The organism is Acidocella sp. (assembly GCF_050253495.1).
GTDB lineage: Bacteria > Pseudomonadota > Alphaproteobacteria > Acetobacterales > Acetobacteraceae > Acidocella.
In genome coordinates this window covers 15,846-30,645 of record NZ_JBFWIX010000003.1, presented here as the reverse complement: position 1 = coordinate 30,645, position 14,800 = coordinate 15,846, and the positions used below count along the sequence as shown (strand labels likewise).

At 62.9% G+C, this 14,800-nt stretch carries 22 protein-coding genes; 9 read left to right on the top strand and 13 right to left on the bottom strand.

Annotation, left to right across the window (positions count from 1 at the left end):
* Positions 1-214: 214 nt before the first annotated feature.
* The 3 genes from AB7D48_RS03545 to AB7D48_RS03535 all read right to left on the bottom strand — a co-directional run bounded on the left by AB7D48_RS03545 (position 215) and on the right by AB7D48_RS03535 (position 2,115).
* A complete protein-coding gene (locus tag AB7D48_RS03545) occupies positions 215-520 on the bottom strand; it encodes a type II toxin-antitoxin system RelE/ParE family toxin (protein ID WP_427975944.1) in 306 nt (101 codons plus the stop codon).
* Positions 517-816 carry a type II toxin-antitoxin system ParD family antitoxin gene (locus AB7D48_RS03540; protein WP_427975943.1) on the bottom strand — a complete coding sequence of 100 codons (300 nt, stop codon included), beginning with the start codon at positions 814-816 and terminating at the stop codon, positions 517-519. Before AB7D48_RS03540 ends, AB7D48_RS03545 begins: the two co-directional genes overlap by 4 nt.
* A gap of 228 nt (positions 817-1,044) precedes the next feature.
* Entirely contained in the window at positions 1,045-2,115 is a 1,071-nt protein-coding gene (locus AB7D48_RS03535) for a hypothetical protein (RefSeq protein WP_427975942.1), read from the bottom strand.
* Positions 2,116-2,590: 475 nt separating this feature from the next.
* Here AB7D48_RS03535 and AB7D48_RS03530 point away from each other — a divergent pair, with 475 nt between their 5' ends.
* Both AB7D48_RS03530 and AB7D48_RS03525 read left to right on the top strand, forming a co-directional pair.
* Complete coding sequence (locus tag AB7D48_RS03530; protein ID WP_427975941.1) at positions 2,591-2,824, top strand: antitoxin; 234 nt, start codon at positions 2,591-2,593, stop codon at positions 2,822-2,824.
* Positions 2,824-3,228 carry a type II toxin-antitoxin system VapC family toxin gene (locus tag AB7D48_RS03525; RefSeq protein WP_427975940.1) on the top strand — a complete coding sequence of 135 codons (405 nt, stop codon included), beginning with the start codon at positions 2,824-2,826 and terminating at the stop codon, positions 3,226-3,228. Before AB7D48_RS03530 ends, AB7D48_RS03525 begins: the two co-directional genes overlap by 1 nt.
* Before the next feature lie 51 nt (positions 3,229-3,279).
* On the opposite strand, the gene AB7D48_RS03520 is transcribed toward AB7D48_RS03525, so the two are convergent.
* Positions 3,280-4,047, bottom strand: a complete 768-nt coding sequence (locus tag AB7D48_RS03520; RefSeq protein WP_427975939.1) for an MgtC/SapB family protein — start codon at positions 4,045-4,047, stop codon at positions 3,280-3,282.
* A 99-nt stretch (positions 4,048-4,146) separates the two neighbouring features.
* Here AB7D48_RS03520 and AB7D48_RS03515 point away from each other — a divergent pair, with 99 nt between their 5' ends.
* On the top strand, positions 4,147-4,584 hold the full coding sequence (locus AB7D48_RS03515; RefSeq protein WP_427975938.1) for an NUDIX hydrolase: 438 nt from the start codon (positions 4,147-4,149) through the stop codon (positions 4,582-4,584).
* Positions 4,585-4,964: 380 nt separating this feature from the next.
* Here the strand turns inward: AB7D48_RS03515 and AB7D48_RS03510 are convergent, their stop codons facing one another.
* Positions 4,965-5,579 carry a cation transporter gene (locus AB7D48_RS03510; RefSeq protein ID WP_427975937.1) on the bottom strand — a complete coding sequence of 205 codons (615 nt, stop codon included), beginning with the start codon at positions 5,577-5,579 and terminating at the stop codon, positions 4,965-4,967.
* A 141-nt stretch (positions 5,580-5,720) separates the two neighbouring features.
* On the opposite strand from AB7D48_RS03510, the gene AB7D48_RS03505 reads away from it, so the two are divergent.
* Positions 5,721-6,119, top strand: a complete 399-nt coding sequence (locus tag AB7D48_RS03505; protein WP_427976128.1) for a MerR family transcriptional regulator — start codon at positions 5,721-5,723, stop codon at positions 6,117-6,119.
* 13 nt (positions 6,120-6,132) lie between these two features.
* Here AB7D48_RS03505 and AB7D48_RS03500 read toward each other — a convergent pair whose 3' ends face one another.
* On the bottom strand, positions 6,133-6,384 hold the full coding sequence (locus tag AB7D48_RS03500) for a helix-turn-helix domain-containing protein (protein WP_427975936.1): 252 nt from the start codon (positions 6,382-6,384) through the stop codon (positions 6,133-6,135).
* Positions 6,385-6,495: 111 nt separating this feature from the next.
* On the opposite strand from AB7D48_RS03500, the gene AB7D48_RS03495 reads away from it, so the two are divergent.
* The gene (locus tag AB7D48_RS03495; RefSeq protein WP_427975935.1) at positions 6,496-6,732 is read left to right on the top strand and encodes a hypothetical protein; all 237 of its coding nucleotides are present in this window, start codon (positions 6,496-6,498) and stop codon (positions 6,730-6,732) included.
* Between the two features lie 259 nt (positions 6,733-6,991).
* The gene (locus AB7D48_RS03490; RefSeq protein ID WP_427975934.1) at positions 6,992-8,323 is read left to right on the top strand and encodes an ImmA/IrrE family metallo-endopeptidase; all 1,332 of its coding nucleotides are present in this window, start codon (positions 6,992-6,994) and stop codon (positions 8,321-8,323) included.
* A gap of 53 nt (positions 8,324-8,376) precedes the next feature.
* On the opposite strand, the gene AB7D48_RS03485 is transcribed toward AB7D48_RS03490, so the two are convergent.
* Entirely contained in the window at positions 8,377-8,499 is a 123-nt protein-coding gene (locus AB7D48_RS03485; RefSeq protein WP_427975933.1) for a hypothetical protein, read from the bottom strand.
* Between the two features lie 54 nt (positions 8,500-8,553).
* On the opposite strand from AB7D48_RS03485, the gene AB7D48_RS03480 reads away from it, so the two are divergent.
* Together AB7D48_RS03480 and AB7D48_RS03475 are read left to right on the top strand one after the other, a co-directional pair.
* Complete coding sequence (locus AB7D48_RS03480) at positions 8,554-9,960, top strand: adenylosuccinate synthetase (protein WP_427975932.1); 1,407 nt, start codon at positions 8,554-8,556, stop codon at positions 9,958-9,960.
* Complete coding sequence (locus tag AB7D48_RS03475; RefSeq protein ID WP_427975931.1) at positions 9,957-10,637, top strand: DUF7002 family protein; 681 nt, start codon at positions 9,957-9,959, stop codon at positions 10,635-10,637. Before AB7D48_RS03480 ends, AB7D48_RS03475 begins: the two co-directional genes overlap by 4 nt.
* 120 nt (positions 10,638-10,757) lie before the next feature.
* On the opposite strand, the gene AB7D48_RS03470 is transcribed toward AB7D48_RS03475, so the two are convergent.
* The 5 genes from AB7D48_RS03470 to AB7D48_RS03450 form a co-directional block, all read right to left on the bottom strand.
* The gene (locus AB7D48_RS03470) at positions 10,758-11,024 is read right to left on the bottom strand and encodes a hypothetical protein (RefSeq protein WP_427975930.1); all 267 of its coding nucleotides are present in this window, start codon (positions 11,022-11,024) and stop codon (positions 10,758-10,760) included.
* A gap of 109 nt (positions 11,025-11,133) precedes the next feature.
* Positions 11,134-12,417: a phage integrase gene (locus AB7D48_RS03465; RefSeq protein ID WP_427975929.1), complete on the bottom strand. Its 1,284-nt coding sequence runs from the start codon at positions 12,415-12,417 to the stop codon at positions 11,134-11,136.
* A 108-nt stretch (positions 12,418-12,525) separates the two neighbouring features.
* Entirely contained in the window at positions 12,526-13,158 is a 633-nt protein-coding gene (locus tag AB7D48_RS03460; protein ID WP_427975928.1) for a hypothetical protein, read from the bottom strand.
* A complete protein-coding gene (locus AB7D48_RS03455; RefSeq protein WP_427975927.1) occupies positions 13,149-13,538 on the bottom strand; it encodes a hypothetical protein in 390 nt (129 codons plus the stop codon). Before AB7D48_RS03455 ends, AB7D48_RS03460 begins: the two co-directional genes overlap by 10 nt.
* 207 nt (positions 13,539-13,745) lie before the next feature.
* The gene (locus AB7D48_RS03450) at positions 13,746-14,330 is read right to left on the bottom strand and encodes a hypothetical protein (RefSeq protein WP_427975926.1); all 585 of its coding nucleotides are present in this window, start codon (positions 14,328-14,330) and stop codon (positions 13,746-13,748) included.
* Between AB7D48_RS03450 and AB7D48_RS03445 the strand changes: the two genes are divergently transcribed.
* On the top strand, positions 14,320-14,457 hold the full coding sequence (locus tag AB7D48_RS03445; RefSeq protein ID WP_427975925.1) for a hypothetical protein: 138 nt from the start codon (positions 14,320-14,322) through the stop codon (positions 14,455-14,457). The genes AB7D48_RS03450 and AB7D48_RS03445 overlap by 11 nt on opposite strands.
* Here the strand turns inward: AB7D48_RS03445 and AB7D48_RS03440 are convergent.
* Positions 14,447-14,740 (bottom strand): hypothetical protein, encoded by a 294-nt coding sequence (locus tag AB7D48_RS03440; RefSeq protein ID WP_427975924.1) that lies wholly within the window; start codon positions 14,738-14,740, stop codon positions 14,447-14,449. The genes AB7D48_RS03445 and AB7D48_RS03440 overlap by 11 nt on opposite strands.
* Positions 14,741-14,800 lie beyond the last annotated feature (60 nt).

Below are 14,800 nucleotides of genomic sequence, written 5' to 3'. Positions count from 1 at the left end.
CGTCTCTCTTCTTCGTCACTTGGTCTATGGCCCGATTTTTGGCCGATCGGGTGGGGGATGGCAACCGGATGGCGGAGGCGCAACAGGCGCCTTCGCCACCGGCTCGGCGCCTCAGGATCGCCGGCTCCCTGGTTCGCACGGGCTATTCGCCGCAGATTTTGCGGAGAATAGCCCGGTTAATCTCCGCAACGCCTGATCACGTTGCGGGTAGATGCTACTCATCCGCCAGCAGCCCTTCCGCATCGCGCCCGCCATACAGGATTCGGTCGATGACGACGGCAGCCTGGGTGAGGTGGAAGGCGATGGTGACGCGCCGCTCAAATCCCACAAGCCGCAGCCCGGGCCGCAGATCGTCCCGGCGGATGCCACGCTCCGGGAAGGTCTCGAAGGCAAGGCAATAGGTCCGGATGCGCTCGGCGTAGCCATAGGCGCGGTCCGGGCCGGACCGATCGGCGATGAAGTCGTAGAGTTGGAGAAGGTCGTCCTCGGCTTCCGGCGCGAAAATGACGGCCCGCGTCACGCGCGGTCTTTTTTCAGGCGCTGTTCATGATGGGCGCGCAGGCGATCCGCCACCTGTGCAGCTGACCGCCCCCGGCCGGGATCGGCCTGCATGGCGTCATAGACGGGGACCACCGCGTCGCGCAGCCAGCGCTCCACCGCCGCGTCGCGCTCCTGCAGCGCGCGTAACCCGGCCCGGACAACCTCGCTCGCCGACGCGTAGCCGCCGGAGGCGACCAGGGCATCGATGTAGCTTGCCTGCTCCGCCGGCAGGCTGATGGTGCGCTTCTCGATAGATGACGCCGTTCGGCTGACCATGGTCGGGGTCTCCTGAGGTTCGGTATGATATTTTCATACTTTTGGCGCGACAGTCAACTGGAAGTGCCCGGGTAACGGGAAGTTGGAGACATGAGTCTCGGCCATGCCTCCAAAAGGTGGATTCGATTGGCTGCAGCCCGTTCACTGCCCCGGCACAGCCCCCCACCAGAGGGATTATGACAATCGTCGGCCGCCTGCCTTGAGCAAACATCAGCAGCGACAACTGCGTCAGCTAAGCACTCCGATCTCGCCCATCAGTTCCTCGCGGTTTTGGTGCGCGAGCCAAATGAGGAAGCTACGGTCCACGACAGTCAGCACGCGGGTCGTTTGATCATAGTCAAAGATGATCGGTCTGATGCTTTTTTGGACTTGCAAGGTGGCGGTACTCTGGAGGGCCTGGGTGATATTGCCTTCATTAAGCCGTGTCCCCTCTGGGTGCTTAGCTTTAATGATTGCAGATATCTGGTTGCGACGAAGGCCTCGTTCCAAGTCACTGTCTGTACTGGCAAGTACAGCATAGGTAAGCCATTTGTACATTTCGAGGTCTGTTTGCTGAAAGCCTTCAGAGAAATTCGTGATGAAAGCCATGTAGCGACCTGCCTGATCATTCACTATCTCACGAATTATAGCCTCAGCGTCAAAACCGGCACCGACAGTTATGTTTGTTTTCTGGGTCTCGTGGATGCCTGCTCGTTCGCAAATTTTGAAGCAGCTCTCTTGGACGAGGGCAACGGCGTCAGCGCTGTACTTGATGAGCTCGTCAATTAGCCCGAGGTCGAAATTGATGTTTAGCAACTGCTCTCCTGCAGCAACGACTTCTCGCAGTTGTTCTTGTGACCAGACGTCGGCATCGATGCTGGCGACACGATTTGTAAGATCACCATTATAGTAGATCAAGCGGTTCTGCTCTCGCCACACTCCTACCACGATGAAGCAGAACTGTGAGTTTTCGTGATAAGCTTTAAGTGAAAAAGAAAAACTTCGCTGCGTGTCCACTCCTAGGTAGTGAAAGTCTTCGAGAATAATGAACTTCTTGAAGTCGACCTCATTCAAGGCCGCGATGATGTCGTTGACATCATTTAGATCAATCTCCAGTCGGCGAGTAGCGACGGCAGTTCCTGTGTTCGTCTCACGAGCGACAGAACCTGAACCAGAAGCCTTGGCAATGAATGGCACGCCCCCCTCGCCGGCAAATTCAGCGCCGTACTTCCACGCACCGCCGACGGTCTTGGTTAGCGTCTGTTCGATGCGGTACCCCGCAGCTTTGAGAATGGCACCATTTAGGTCAACAAGTGACATTGTGTTGAGGCAGCTTACGACAATGTAGTCATCGTCCTGTAGGCAATGGCGTCGGAGAGTAGTCTTGCCTTGCTTGGACGAGCCATAGACGACGACGTGCTTGTCCCTCGTGAGGCTGCTAAGAAACTTCCCATCGACGTCTGGCCGAGCAACGTAGTTTAGAGGTATATCCCGACCTACTCCAAAAGCTTCTCGAAGTTTGACGATATTTTCTGGCATCGCAGTTAAAGATTCCTCTAGGATGAACTAAGCGCGACACTAAGGGGGGAGCTACATAAAGCTCCAGCCCAAGCCTCACCGCAGTGCCTGGCAATGTAGATCAGAAACGATATCCGTACCATATCACCCTTGCAACCATTCGCTCATCGGCACGCCACCGCAACCCTCTCGGGATGTCCAACAGGAACGCTGGCGCAAGCGATAATGCAGGTTGCCGCACCTTGACATATGCCACGACATATGCTAACTATGTGCCATGGAACCCACCCGCCACGTCAAGCTCTTCAAGAACGGCCGGAACCAGGCCGTGCGTATCCCCCGGGAGTTCGAACTGCCGGGCGAGGACGCCGTCATGCACAAGGAGGGCAACCGGCTGATCATTGAGCCTGCGGCACCCCGGTCGCTGCTGGCGCTGCTGGCCACCCTGCCCGCCTTGGATGAGGATTTCGCGCCGATCGAGGATCTACCGCCGGACGACGTGGCGCTCTGATGCGCTACCTGCTGGACACCAACATCCTCTCCGATCTCATCCGGCACCCGCAGGGGCGCGTGGCCGAGCAGATCAGGCGCGTTGGGGAAACTGAAGTCTGCACCAGCATCATCGTCGCGGCCGAGCTGCGCTTCGGCGCCGCCAAGCGCGGCTCCGCACGGCTGGCGCAGCAGCTCGAAACGGTGCTGTCCGTGCTGGACGTGGTGCCATTCGAGCAACCGGCAGACGAGGCCTACGGCGCCATCCGGGCGCAGCTGGAGCTGGCCGGCACGCCCATCGGCGGAAACGACCTGCTGATCGCGGCCCAGGCCAAGGCGTTGGACTGCATCGTGGTGACGGACAACGAACGCGAATTCGCGCGGATCGACAGGCTCGCGTGCGAGAACTGGCTGCGGGGATCGTGACGCAGACATTCCACGCCTACGCGGGCGAAGATCGGTGGCTTACCCCGCTATCTACTCAAATTCGGCTCCATGATCGACGCAGGCAACCTCACGCACACCGTCAATGTCGCTGAGCGCGGCGACGAGATGCGAGATCGGCCGCTTGCCGCGCACCAGCATGGTCACGGTGACATTGCCCTTCGGCGGCGGCACGGCCTCGCGGTGGTTGTCAGCGCCGAAGCCGATCGTCTCAAGCCTGCGGCCGTCCTCCAACCCGACGCGGTCGATGGAGAAGCGCAGATCAGTGCACCTGAGCAGGATTGTCCGCAAAAGCCCGCGCCCATCCTGGTAGGAAATCTGGATTTCCGTCGGCAGCTTCTTGGACCTGGGCAGGCGCCGCGCCAGCATCGGGAAGGCCAGCATGATGATGAAGTAGCCAACAATGGTGGCCAGCGCCAGCACGACCAAGCCCGCACCGCACGCCATGCCCAATGCGGCCGTGAACCAGACGGACGCCGCCGTGGTCAGCCCGCGCACCACGTCGCGGCGCATGAAGATCACACCGCCGCCAATGAAGCCGATGCCGGACACCACCTGGGCGGCGATGCGCGACGGGTCCAGCACGATCCGCCCATAGGCGAGGATGTTGTCGAACCCGTATTTCGAGACCAGCATGAAGAGCGCCGCGGACACGCCAACGAGCGTGTGCGTTCTCAGCCCGGCGCTCTTCTGGCGGATTTCCCGCTCCACCCCGATCAGCGCGGAAAGCACAAGGGCCAGAGCCAGCTCGGTGACCTGCAGCAGGCCCTGCCCGGGGAAGCCCAGGAATTGTCCAACCATCCGCCATCCTCCCTAATAAGCCGGTGGGTATCAAGCGCGACGCCGCGCAAGCCAAATGACAACTTGTATAGACCACCGCGGCACCTGTAGACCACCGGGATGGAGCAAGTGGCCAGACAATCGGGGATCATTCCCTATCAGTTGGAGCCGGATGGCCTGCGGGTGCTGCTCATCACCTCGCGGGAGACCGGCCGCTGGGTGATCCCCAAGGGGAACATCGGGAAGCGCCACGATGCTCGCCAGGCGGCCAAGCACGAGGCCTATGAAGAGGCCGGCGTCAGTGGCGCGGTCGAGAAGATTCCTCTTGGCTTCTACACCTATCAAAAAATCCTGATGGACGGGACACCCCGTCCGACGATGGTCGAGGTCTTCGCCATGCAGGTACGGAAGAAGGCCAAGACGTGGCCGGAGAAGGCGCAGAGGCAATGGGAATGGATGGCACCGGAGGAAGCCGCACGGCGCGTTCAGGAACCTGGGCTGGCTGTGCTTCTCCTGCGGTTGGCGGAACGTCATCTGGACGGTGAACCGGCGCCGTAATTCTTCCCACCAACTTCCCCTCACAATCCCCTCGGGCGGGCGGCGGCGAAGAGCGGCGGATCAAGGCCAACAAGGGGGTGCGGCCCGCATCCAACATGACCGCCGGCATGGCCAAGCGGGGTCATGCGCGGCCCGCAGAGGCGAGCAAGGGGCCCCGGAACTTCGTTTCGAACCTACTACGAATCTGAGGGTCAGGAGTTCGAATCTCTTCGGGCGCGCCACGGAGTTCCTTGAAATTCAAGCGAAAGCGGGCCGGTGGGTGACCACCGGCCCGTTGGCGTTTGGGGGCTTCCCACCACTATCCCCTCGTTGGCCGCGGAACGCCGCGGTTCGCCCGGTGGGAAGCGCGCGCGGCGGCGCTTCCGGGCGCCAGTTCTCCGTCAGATGCCCCGGCCCGAACCGGCGGCCCTGCCCTCATGCACCACCGCGGCCGCTTGGTGCGCCGGCTCGATCCGCAGCTCCCGCCGGGCCTTGGCGACGATCTGCCATCCGCCGCTGACGCCCAGCCCGGCCAGCACCACCGCGACCAGAAGGTCCGGCCAGGCGGTGCCGGTGCCGAACACGCCGAGCGCCGCCGCGACCACCGCGATGTTGCCGATGGCGTCGTTCCGCGAGCAAATCCAGACCGAGCTGCGGTTCGCGTCCCCGCCCCGGTGGCTCCAGAGCAGCAGCGCGCAGGACAGGTTCGCGGCCAGGGCCAGCACGCCGACTGCCCCCATGGTCTCCGGGGCGGGCAGCGTACCGGAGACGGCCATCCAGGCGGTGCTGCCGAGTACCCACAGGCCCAGCGCCAGCAGCGAGGCGCCCTTCAGCAGCGCCGCCCGGGCCCGCCAGCGCAGGGCCAGGCCGGCCACGCCGAGGCTGATGGCGTAGTTGGCAGCGTCGCCCAGGAAGTCCAGCGCATCCGCCCGCAGCGCGGCGGAGCGGGCGGAGACGCCGGCGATCACCTCCACCGCGAACATGCCCAGGTTCACCGCGAGCGCGATCCACAGCACCCGCCGCCACGCCGTGTCCTTCGGCGGCGGTGCCGTTTCACATCCGCCGCAGCACCCACCAGCCATCTCTTGATCCCTTCAGATTCGGTCGACGGACGCCTACATGCCCCCTGTAGCAACTACAGGGTCAAGCAGATGGCGATGACGATCGGCATGCTCGGCAGGGCGACGGGCACCAAGGTCGAGACGATCCGATACTACGAGAAGATCGGGCTGCTGCCGCCCCCGGGGCGATCCGGCGGCAACTACCGCAGCTACGGCGAGGCGGAACTGGGGCGGCTGTCGTTCATCCGCCGCGCCCGGCAATTGGGCTTCTCCCTGGATCAGGTTCGCGCCCTGCTGGAGCTTTCCGATGATCGCGGACGCGATTGCGCCACGGTCGACGCCTTCGCCCGCGGCCACTTGGCCGAGGTGGAGCGGAAGATCGCCGATTTGGCGGCCCTGCAGAAGGAACTGGCCGCGATGATCGATTCATGCCACGGCGGCACCGTTGAGAGCTGCCGCATCATCGAGGCGCTGGGACCAGCGCGGAAAGATTGAGGACGCGCCCTTCCTACTTGGCGTTCCGCCTCTTTCGTCCCGCGGGCAGCGAGGGCGGCACCCCGGCGTCAGGCCCGGGGTCGGCGAACAGCGCCGCGATCTCCACCCCCAGCGCCGCCGCGATCTTCTCCAGCACCGTCACCGTCGGGTTCTCCAGGCGCCGCTCGATCCGGCTCATGTAGGTCCGGTCCACACCGGCGTCGACCGCGAACGCCTCCTGCGAAACCCCGCGCTCGACGCGAAGCCGCCTGATGTTCACCGCCACTCTCTCCCGCGCGTCCATGGTCGGGCGACCACATATTGCGAAGGCCTATTATTCCACGCATAATGGACCCATGATTGTGAAGATCGGGACAGGTTCGGGGTGGGGGCGCCGGTGCTGCGGGCCGGCGTGATCCCGCCGGGGGCGCTGCTCGTCGGGATCACCTGCCTCGGGGTGATGATGGCCCTGATGCCCGCCAACAGGCTGCTCACCCTGCTGGGCCTGCGGCGCTGGCGGCTGGCCGCGCTGTTCATCCCGCTGGTCGGGCCGTTCGTGTTCATGTGGCTGGTGGCGTTCCCCGGCGGGGCGGCAGGTGCGCCTGCGGAAGCCGCGCGGCGGGAACCGGGCTGAGGGTACAAAAGAAAGGGAGCGCTGGACGACTGCGCCCAGCGCTCCTCAATCATTGGTGGAATTCGGCATGTCATGTTTCTAAGGTATCGAATAGCTATTTTCTGCTTTTTCCCATGATCGGCTCGCACCCTCTGGCCAACACGACTTACGCTTGAATTCGTAGAACGAAATGAATATGTTTTTCTACCACTCCAGCATAGATTCGGCCTAGACCGTCGTCCTACACCTAAGCAGCCAACTCGGGGGAGAGCAAAAGCACATGAGGCAGCTCGGGGTGAGGCACTGGACCAACGCTTCTGTGCGTCTCTTTGCGCCCGAGGGCGATCCGATCGAGGCCATAGTCAAGAAGGTACGGACCATGGTCTTGGAGGCGCGAGACGCTGGCTGGGGCGGTCCGCCGTTTAATCCCGTCGCGCTAGCGCGTCAAATCGGTATACGCGTAGAGGCAAGCGCCGCAGTTCCAGACGCCCGCACCGTTGTCGATGAACGTGGCCTACGTATTGAATATAACCCTCAGCAGCGGCGCGCCAGAGCCCGCTTCTCCATCGCTCACGAAATCGTGCACACATTTTTTCCAGACGTAGGCGACGCTGTCCGAAACCGTGGCGGCGATGCAAGTGTACGTGATGATTGGCAGCTTGAGCTGCTCTGCAATATCGGTGCTTCCGAGATCGTAATGCCCGTGGGTAGCCTGCCGAAGCTCGACAACGTACCACCGCTTGAGCGCCTGATCGAGGACCGGCTACGATTCGACGTCTCGATCGAGGCTTACCTGATCCGCGTTGTCAGTGTTACTGACTTACCCGTCACCATGTTTATCGCCTCACCGCACCCGGCTGGCCAAAGCTTTGAATATCGGGTCGATTACGCGATCGCATCATCCTCTGCGCCAGGCTTGCCGCTCGGTGAGCAGCGTATACCGGATAAAAGCGTCGTTCGCCAATGCACCGCGATCGGATCAACGGCGCACGACATCGAGAACTGGGCTGACAACAAACCGGCATTGGTGGAATGTGTCGGCATTCCCGGCTACCCCGGCAGTCTTCTACCACGCGTGGCCGGTATTGTCCGGCACGACGCGCGGGAGCATGGTGACTTTTTACACTTCATCTACGGCGACATCCTCGCCCCTCGGCCGCTGCCACCAATCGTTGTCTGCCAACTTGTCAATGATCGCGCGATCCGCTGGGGCGGCGGTGTCGCCAAACAAATGGCGAGGCGCTACCCTAACGCCGAAGCGCAATTCAGCGAGTGGATCAAGTCTGTTTCTCGATCCGCGCGCCTTGGTGAAGTCCACTACGCCACCACGGCCGAAGGATTAACACTTGCAAGCCTCGTCGCCCAGGAAGGTTACGGACCCGGCGGAACCCGCATCCGTTATCATGCGCTGGCACGATGCCTCGCCAACGTCGCAACATTCGCCTTTGCACGCGATGCTTCAGTGCACATGCCACGATTGGGAACAGGAGGAGCAGGTGGCGAATGGGAGATCGTTGAGGCGCTGATACGGCAACACTTCGCAGGTCTTGCAAAAGGCGTGTGGATCTATGATCTCCCGCCGCGCCAGACGCAGCACGATTTGGGGCTCTGAGCGTGAACGTCCGCCAGCGGCTACAGATAGTATTGCTTTCTGGTCGCATCGGGTCAGGCAAGACACGCCTCGCCGACGGACTGGTCGAGCGGCACGGTGCCACGCTGGTAAAGACTCGCGAATTGATCGTCAGGACACTGCCCCGCACCCGCGCCCAGCGCCAGGATTTGCAACACGCGGGGGAGCGCCTGGACCGACAAACCGGAGGCGGCTGGATCGCAGAAGCACTCGTGAGCCTAATCGAGGAGCGCCGGTCACGCGATGAGCTGCTGTTTGGACTTTTTGTCTTGGACTCTGTCCGCATCGCTGGACAAATCGAAGCAGTGCGACGTGCTTTCGGCGATTTAGTAGTGCATCATGTGCATCTCACTGCTTCACCGACGACGCTTGAGCAGAGATTCGGCGAACGCAATGCCCAATCAGACGATGGTATAACCTGGCATCAGGCGAGCGCAAACGCCACGGAGAAGCAGGTCGAGGGTCTGAAAGCGCTCGCGGACACCGTAGTGGACACCGACCACTGCACGCCGGAAGACGTATTGGTGCGCGCGACAGCCCTGCTCGGGTTGATACCGCGATCCGTCGACCGTCTAGTCGACGTGCTCGTCGGCGGCCAATACGGCAGCGAGGGCAAGGGAAACATAGTCGGGCACATCGCACCTGAATATGACCTCTTTGTTCGCGTAGGCGGGCCTAATGCCGGGCACCAAGTGTACGCGGAACCCCACCCAGAGAAATATTTTCACCTTCCATCCGGTGTAGAGCGAGCACCGAACGCGCGGCTTCTTCTAGGGCCGGGCGCGGTGATTTACCCTCCTAAGTTGCTCGCCGAGATCAGTGCCCACAAGGTCTCAGTCGATCGTCTTGTGATCGATGAGCGGGCTATGATCATAGAAGACGCAGACAGGGAAGTGGAATTGACCAAACTCGCAAGCATAAGCTCTACCGCTCAGGGCGTTGGAGCGGCGTCAGCGAGGAAGATCATGGGCCGCGGCGGGAGCGAAGTGCCTCCTGTTAGACTCGCCAAGGACGTCCCTGATCTGAAACCCTATATCGGCGAAGCTCAGCGCATTCTCGACCTGGCTTATTGTCGCGGTCAGCGCGTTCTACTCGAAGGTACGCAAGGAACGAGCCTGAGCCTGCACCACGGGCCCTACCCACATGTAACCTCACGCGATACGACAGTAGCCGGTTGTCTTGCCGATGCCGGCATCGCTCCTGGGCGAGTGCGTCGGATCGTAGCCGTCTTCCGCACCTACCCAATTCGCGTCGGAGGTCCGTCCGGGGGATTCGGTGGAGCCGAGATTACCCACGAAGAAATAGCAAGTCGCTCTGGCATACGGGTTGAGGAGCTCAAAACACGTGAGATAACAACAACAACCGGTCGCCCAAGACGCTTTGGCGAATTCGACTGGGTTCAGCTTCACAGGTCATGTGTCTTAAACGGGCCCACCGATATAGCGTTAACGTTCGTCGACTACCTGTCTGTCCGCAACCGGCAGGCTTATCGCTTCGAGCAACTAACGGAGGACACGCTGCGCTTTATCGAAGAGGTTGAACGGGTGTCAGGTCAACCAGTGACACTAATATCAACCAAGTTTGATTGGCGAAACGTGATCGACAGGAGATCCTGGTGACCGATGAAGAACTGAACCTCCTCATCAACGATTGTCCGCATCTCTTCCACATGGCCATGCGCCAAAGTTGGCCTTCAATCCAACGGCATGGATTACTCCCGACTAACGCACTACTTGACCTTTGGGAGGTCGAGGAAAACGAGCGCCAAACCCTCACTTCCCGCAGGCGTCCAGCCTCCGTCACGGTCTCGCATCCCGAGCACGGCGAAGTTGTCATTCGAGACCAGATTCCGATGCACGACCATCACCTCGCGAAATGTCTGCGTGACGGCCTAACGCCGCGTGATTGGCACGACCGACTCAATGAGCGTGTTTTTTTCTGGCTGACCGAGGAGAGATTAGAAAGATTACTTTGTGCGAACGCCTACAAAAAGGACGAGCACATCGTCCTGAAAGTTAGTACCGCCTCCCTCATAGCCGAGCGACGCAACCGAATCGAACTTTGTCCATTAAACAGCGGCTGCACAATGCCCTTCCCGCACCCACGCGGCGCCGACACGTTTCTGCCAATCGATAAATACCCCTACGCTCAGTGGAGAGCGAAGCGGCCAGCTCGCGAGACAGTCGTAGAATTAACCGTGATAGGAGGGGTACCGAATATTATCGATCACATCGAAGAGGTGTCGGTCCGCAGGTGTGGAGCGATTACTAAAATATTGTATACTCAAACCAGATGAAGATACCTGCTGGTCAGGATTGGCAGAAGATCACTCCTCTCTGCTTGGCAGGAAAAAAGAAAGGCGTACCGAAGGTACGCTGGGCGTCACCACCCAGCGCACCGTTGAAATTTCCAGCACTCACACCTTCGACGAAGGCCCGCCGGACAACCATGCCCACATGGCACAAACGCCGGCGGCGGTGAGGACGAGGTCGAGCTGGGGTGCCAAGCGCAGCTCGACCTCAGTGCCCAGCAGCGCCATCACCACCGGCAGGGTGAGGATGATCTTCATCGCCGCCGGCAGGCGGTTCCACAGGCCGCGCCTTCTGCCCCACGGAGCTGGCCCTCGCCCTTGGTCTGGTGGCTCAATCTCGCCGATCGCGATCTGGTTCTTCTCGTTCCGCATGGTGGTTCCTTTCGAGTTTTGATTCATTTCTGGATTGGAGAAGGCGCTTCGGCGCCTTCTCCTTCTAGAGGCTGGCCGTGGTGGCAAGGGGCCGGCCCTTCCGTTCGGGCTATGCCGCGTCCTGCGCCTCCGCCGTGGCACCCTCGGCCTGTTTGGCCTCCGGCAGCAGGTTCCAGGCCCGGGAAGCCGTGGTGGCGGTGGCGATCAGCCGTTGTGGACTGTGATGGGCGTAACGCTGCGTCGTGCTGAGCTGGGTGTGGCCCAGCACCGTGCCAATTTCGTTCAACGGCGTGCCGGCATTGGCCAGCGCGGACGCGAAGGAATGCCGCAGGTCGTGAATGCGCAGATCGGCGGGCAAACCCGCCGCCTTCTTGGCCCGCGCCCAGACGCCGCGCAGCCCCTCGATGGACTTGCCCGGCCGGCGATGGCTCGGAAAGACATGCGGATTGGGCACTGGCTCCTCCACCACCGTGCCCGCCGCCCGCGCCTCGGCCAGAGCGGCAAGCCGGTCCGCCTCCAGCAGCCGGCGCAGGGAATCCTGGCGGCGGAGAATCCCGCTTGCCACCGGCGAAAGCGGGATGTAGCGCGGCTTGCCGCTCTTGGAACGCGGCACCACAAGCAGGCCGCGCTCCAAATCGACCTGCTCCCATTTGGCCAGGATGATCTCGCCGCGCCTGGCACCGGTGACTATGAGCAGCGCCAGCGCCGCCGCCGCGACGGGGTCCTCGTCCGCGTCGAGCGCCTTCACCAGCGCCTGCGTTTCCGCCGGGCTGAGATAGCGGTCGCGATGCTCCTCGCGCAGCATGCCGGGCGAAGCGGCGGGGTTTCTCCCTTCGAAAAGCTCCCATTTCGATGCCAGATTGAACATCGCCCGCAGCGTCGCCAAATGACGATTGACCGTACCCGGCGCCAGGCCTTCCGCGACCAGCTTGCGGCGCAGTTCCGCCACGTCCGTCACCGTCACCTCGTCCAAAGCCTTCCGGCCCAGGGCGGGCAGGATGCGCCGGTGCAGATAGGCGTCGATATTATGGGCCGAGCGCAACCTTTCCCGCACATGGGGCAAGTAGTGATCGGTCGTGAACTCCGCCACGCTCGGCACGGCACGCCGCTTTTCCCGGGCGGCGACGGGATCGCCGCCGAGGCTTACTTCGGCCTTCAGTTGCTCGGCGCGCTTGCGCGCCTGCTCCGCCGTAACATCGCCCAGACGCCCCAGCTTGATCTCGCGGCTGCGCCCGCGCTGGTCTTTGAAACGAAAATACAGGGTGATCGTGGTCCGGCGCTGCTCGGCGATGAACCCGTGCAGCTTGCTGTCGAACAGCCTGAACTTGACAACCCCCGCAGGCAGGGGCGCCAAATTCCGCAAGGCGGCGGACGTGATGATGGCGGTGCCCATGGCAAAGAGTCTCCTTTCATGGGATGAGGTTTGGTTTGAAGAATTGCGCCCGACGGACGCATCGGGCGCGTTGGCGAACAGTCGGTAGTTCCTGCCTGTCTCTCCGCCCTACCCTGCCCCGCCGGCATCTTCCGCCGCACCGCGCGCGATCCGCACGCGGCGTATCTCGGCGGCCAACGCTTCGCGTACAGCATTGCGGCAGGTCCAAAGCCGGCGCAGATACGGCGCCCGCTCCGCCCATTCCCGTAGCGCCTCGTCGACAAGGATGACGATCTGCTCAGGCACGATGCCTTCGTCACGGCTCTCGGGGTCGGGGCAGAGGACGAGGTCGAGCTCGCCGCTTCGCGCCTCCGTCCAGCTATATGGCGAAGGCAGAACGCCCGGCACGAAGGTGACGCCGCCGCCCAGGGTGTCGCCCGGCGGCAGCAGCCGGATCGCCTTGCCCAGCGCCTCCAGCACCTCCAGGGCGCCGCCTTCAGGCGCCCTTGCCTGCTCCAGGATCATGCGGGCCTTGGTTACGCAGAGCAACTGGCGCAGCGTCCAGCCCACCGAGGCGGAGGCCACGGTGCCGTAACGGACGGGAATGCCCTCCCCGTCCGCGCCGGTGTCCAAAACCACCGTCCAGAAGCGCTGCTCCCAGTAGGGCAGCACGTCCGTGCCGAGAAAGTACAGGAAGCGCTTGCCATCGGCGGTGCGGCGCTCCGCGAGAATCTCGTCGTCGGAGAAATCGATCATCGGCATGCGCCTCCCGCCGGGCTCGGCGAATGTGACGCCGTACTGGCGGACGGGACCGTTTTGGTTCCGTTCGACAGCTCAGACACGCTGGCGCTGTCCACCTCGAACACCAGCCACAGATCGTCGCTTTCAACGGAGACAGCCACGCCCTCGGGAATCCAGAAGGCGTTGATCTCCTCCTCGTTGGGATCGTCGTTGAGGCGGAACAGGTCGGCCGGCTCGCGCACCGCGATGCCGAGCGTGGCGAAATACGCGATGATCTTGAGCGGGTCCTCGCCGGTGCGCACGGCCTCGTCGAATTTGATCCGCTGCACATCGGGCAGCTTCTCGATGCTGGAGAAGCGCAGCAGCAGCGCCTCCAGCGTTTCGGTTTCGTGTCGGTCCATATGATGGGGCTCCAGACGCAGGAAGCCCCGCCTTTGCGGGCGGGGCTTCTTGCTGGTTCGGGTTGGATGGATCGCCCGGGCCGGCAACGGCCTGGGCAACGGCATCACATGCGGTTGAGCGGTTGGGCGTCGGCGCCGATGCGCCACGCCGTACTGGGCAACTTCCTTGATCAATAGTGAAGGAAGTAACCAGCCGGGCGGGCCGGATCAGCCCGGGTCCGTCTCCGCGTCGCAATCCGCCACATGCGCCGCCCAGCGCGCCCTGACCCGTTCCGCCTCCAGCGCCAGCGCCGCGCGCACCTCGCGCCGCGCTTCCCAGCAGCTCCGCCGCCACGGCGTGACCGGCAGCCAGTTGGTCAGCGTCATCTCGATCAGGACCAGAAGCTGCTCTGGCGTGACGCCGCGCTGCCGCGCCTCGGCATCCGGGCACATCTGGATGGCGAACCGCCCAGCCCTGGCCAGGCTCCATGGGAACGGCGAGGCCGGACCGCCAGGCGGCGCCGGCTCGAAGGAGACCGGCGGCACCGCCCAGCCGTCCTGCGGCTCGCGGTGCATTGCGGCGGCGCGGTCCAGGTGGCGCACGATCTCGGCCAGGACAGATTCGCCGAGATCGTGCGCCTGCTCCGCCTCGAACCGGGCCAACGCCACGGCCAAAAGCTGGGTCACGGTCCAGCCGTCGAAAGCGTTGAGAACGGCGAGGCGAATGAACGCGCCGCCATCCGCGACCTCCACCGCCGCGCCCCAAAGGCGCGGCGGTCGACCCGGGATCAGGCTGGTGGAAATGAGCGCCACGTTCCGCCCGGTGCTGGTCGCGCGCCACGCGACATTGTCGCGGCCGCTTCCGTCTCCGGCGGTGGATGGGGACCTGGCGGATGCGGTCTGGGCGCTGGATTCCATGGCCGCCTCCTTCATTTGGTGAAGACAGACCATTGCCCATCCGGAACGAGATAGACGGCGATGCCCTCCTCGACGCGGTAGGCCTGGATTTCCTCCTCGTCGGGATCGGTGCAGGCGGCGAGCAGGTCTTCCAGGTTCTCGATCTTCGTGCCCAGATCGGCGAAGTATGGAAGCAGATGCAGAGGATCGTCGCCGCGCGCCAGGGCGTCGGCCAGGCGCAGATGCGGCACGTGTCTGGGCAGATCGTGGCCTTTGGCGTGCCGGTGCACCAGCGCCGCCAGTGTCTCATCTCCTGATTCCGTCATGGCTGAACTCCATATGAAAGCCCCTGCCGCCGATGCGGCAGGGGCTTGGTTGCGATAGGC

Coding starts and splice junctions, on each gene's coding strand:
- AB7D48_RS03515 (WP_427975938.1), top strand. CDS start 4,147: ATGGAGCAAGTGGCCAGACAATCGGGGATCATTCCCTATCAGTTGGAG.
- AB7D48_RS03540 (WP_427975943.1), bottom strand. CDS start 816: ATGGTCAGCCGAACGGCGTCATCTATCGAGAAGCGCACCATCAGCCTG.
- AB7D48_RS03465 (WP_427975929.1), bottom strand. CDS start 12,417: ATGGGCACCGCCATCATCACGTCCGCCGCCTTGCGGAATTTGGCGCCC.
- AB7D48_RS03490 (WP_427975934.1), top strand. CDS start 6,992: ATGAGGCAGCTCGGGGTGAGGCACTGGACCAACGCTTCTGTGCGTCTC.
- AB7D48_RS03445 (WP_427975925.1), top strand. CDS start 14,320: ATGAGCGCCACGTTCCGCCCGGTGCTGGTCGCGCGCCACGCGACATTG.
- AB7D48_RS03460 (WP_427975928.1), bottom strand. CDS start 13,158: ATGCCGATGATCGATTTCTCCGACGACGAGATTCTCGCGGAGCGCCGC.
- AB7D48_RS03505 (WP_427976128.1), top strand. CDS start 5,721: ATGACGATCGGCATGCTCGGCAGGGCGACGGGCACCAAGGTCGAGACG.
- AB7D48_RS03520 (WP_427975939.1), bottom strand. CDS start 4,047: ATGGTTGGACAATTCCTGGGCTTCCCCGGGCAGGGCCTGCTGCAGGTC.
- AB7D48_RS03535 (WP_427975942.1), bottom strand. CDS start 2,115: ATGTCACTTGTTGACCTAAATGGTGCCATTCTCAAAGCTGCGGGGTAC.
- AB7D48_RS03440 (WP_427975924.1), bottom strand. CDS start 14,740: ATGACGGAATCAGGAGATGAGACACTGGCGGCGCTGGTGCACCGGCAC.
- AB7D48_RS03455 (WP_427975927.1), bottom strand. CDS start 13,538: ATGGACCGACACGAAACCGAAACGCTGGAGGCGCTGCTGCTGCGCTTC.
- AB7D48_RS03525 (WP_427975940.1), top strand. CDS start 2,824: ATGCGCTACCTGCTGGACACCAACATCCTCTCCGATCTCATCCGGCAC.
- AB7D48_RS03470 (WP_427975930.1), bottom strand. CDS start 11,024: ATGCGGAACGAGAAGAACCAGATCGCGATCGGCGAGATTGAGCCACCA.
- AB7D48_RS03530 (WP_427975941.1), top strand. CDS start 2,591: ATGGAACCCACCCGCCACGTCAAGCTCTTCAAGAACGGCCGGAACCAG.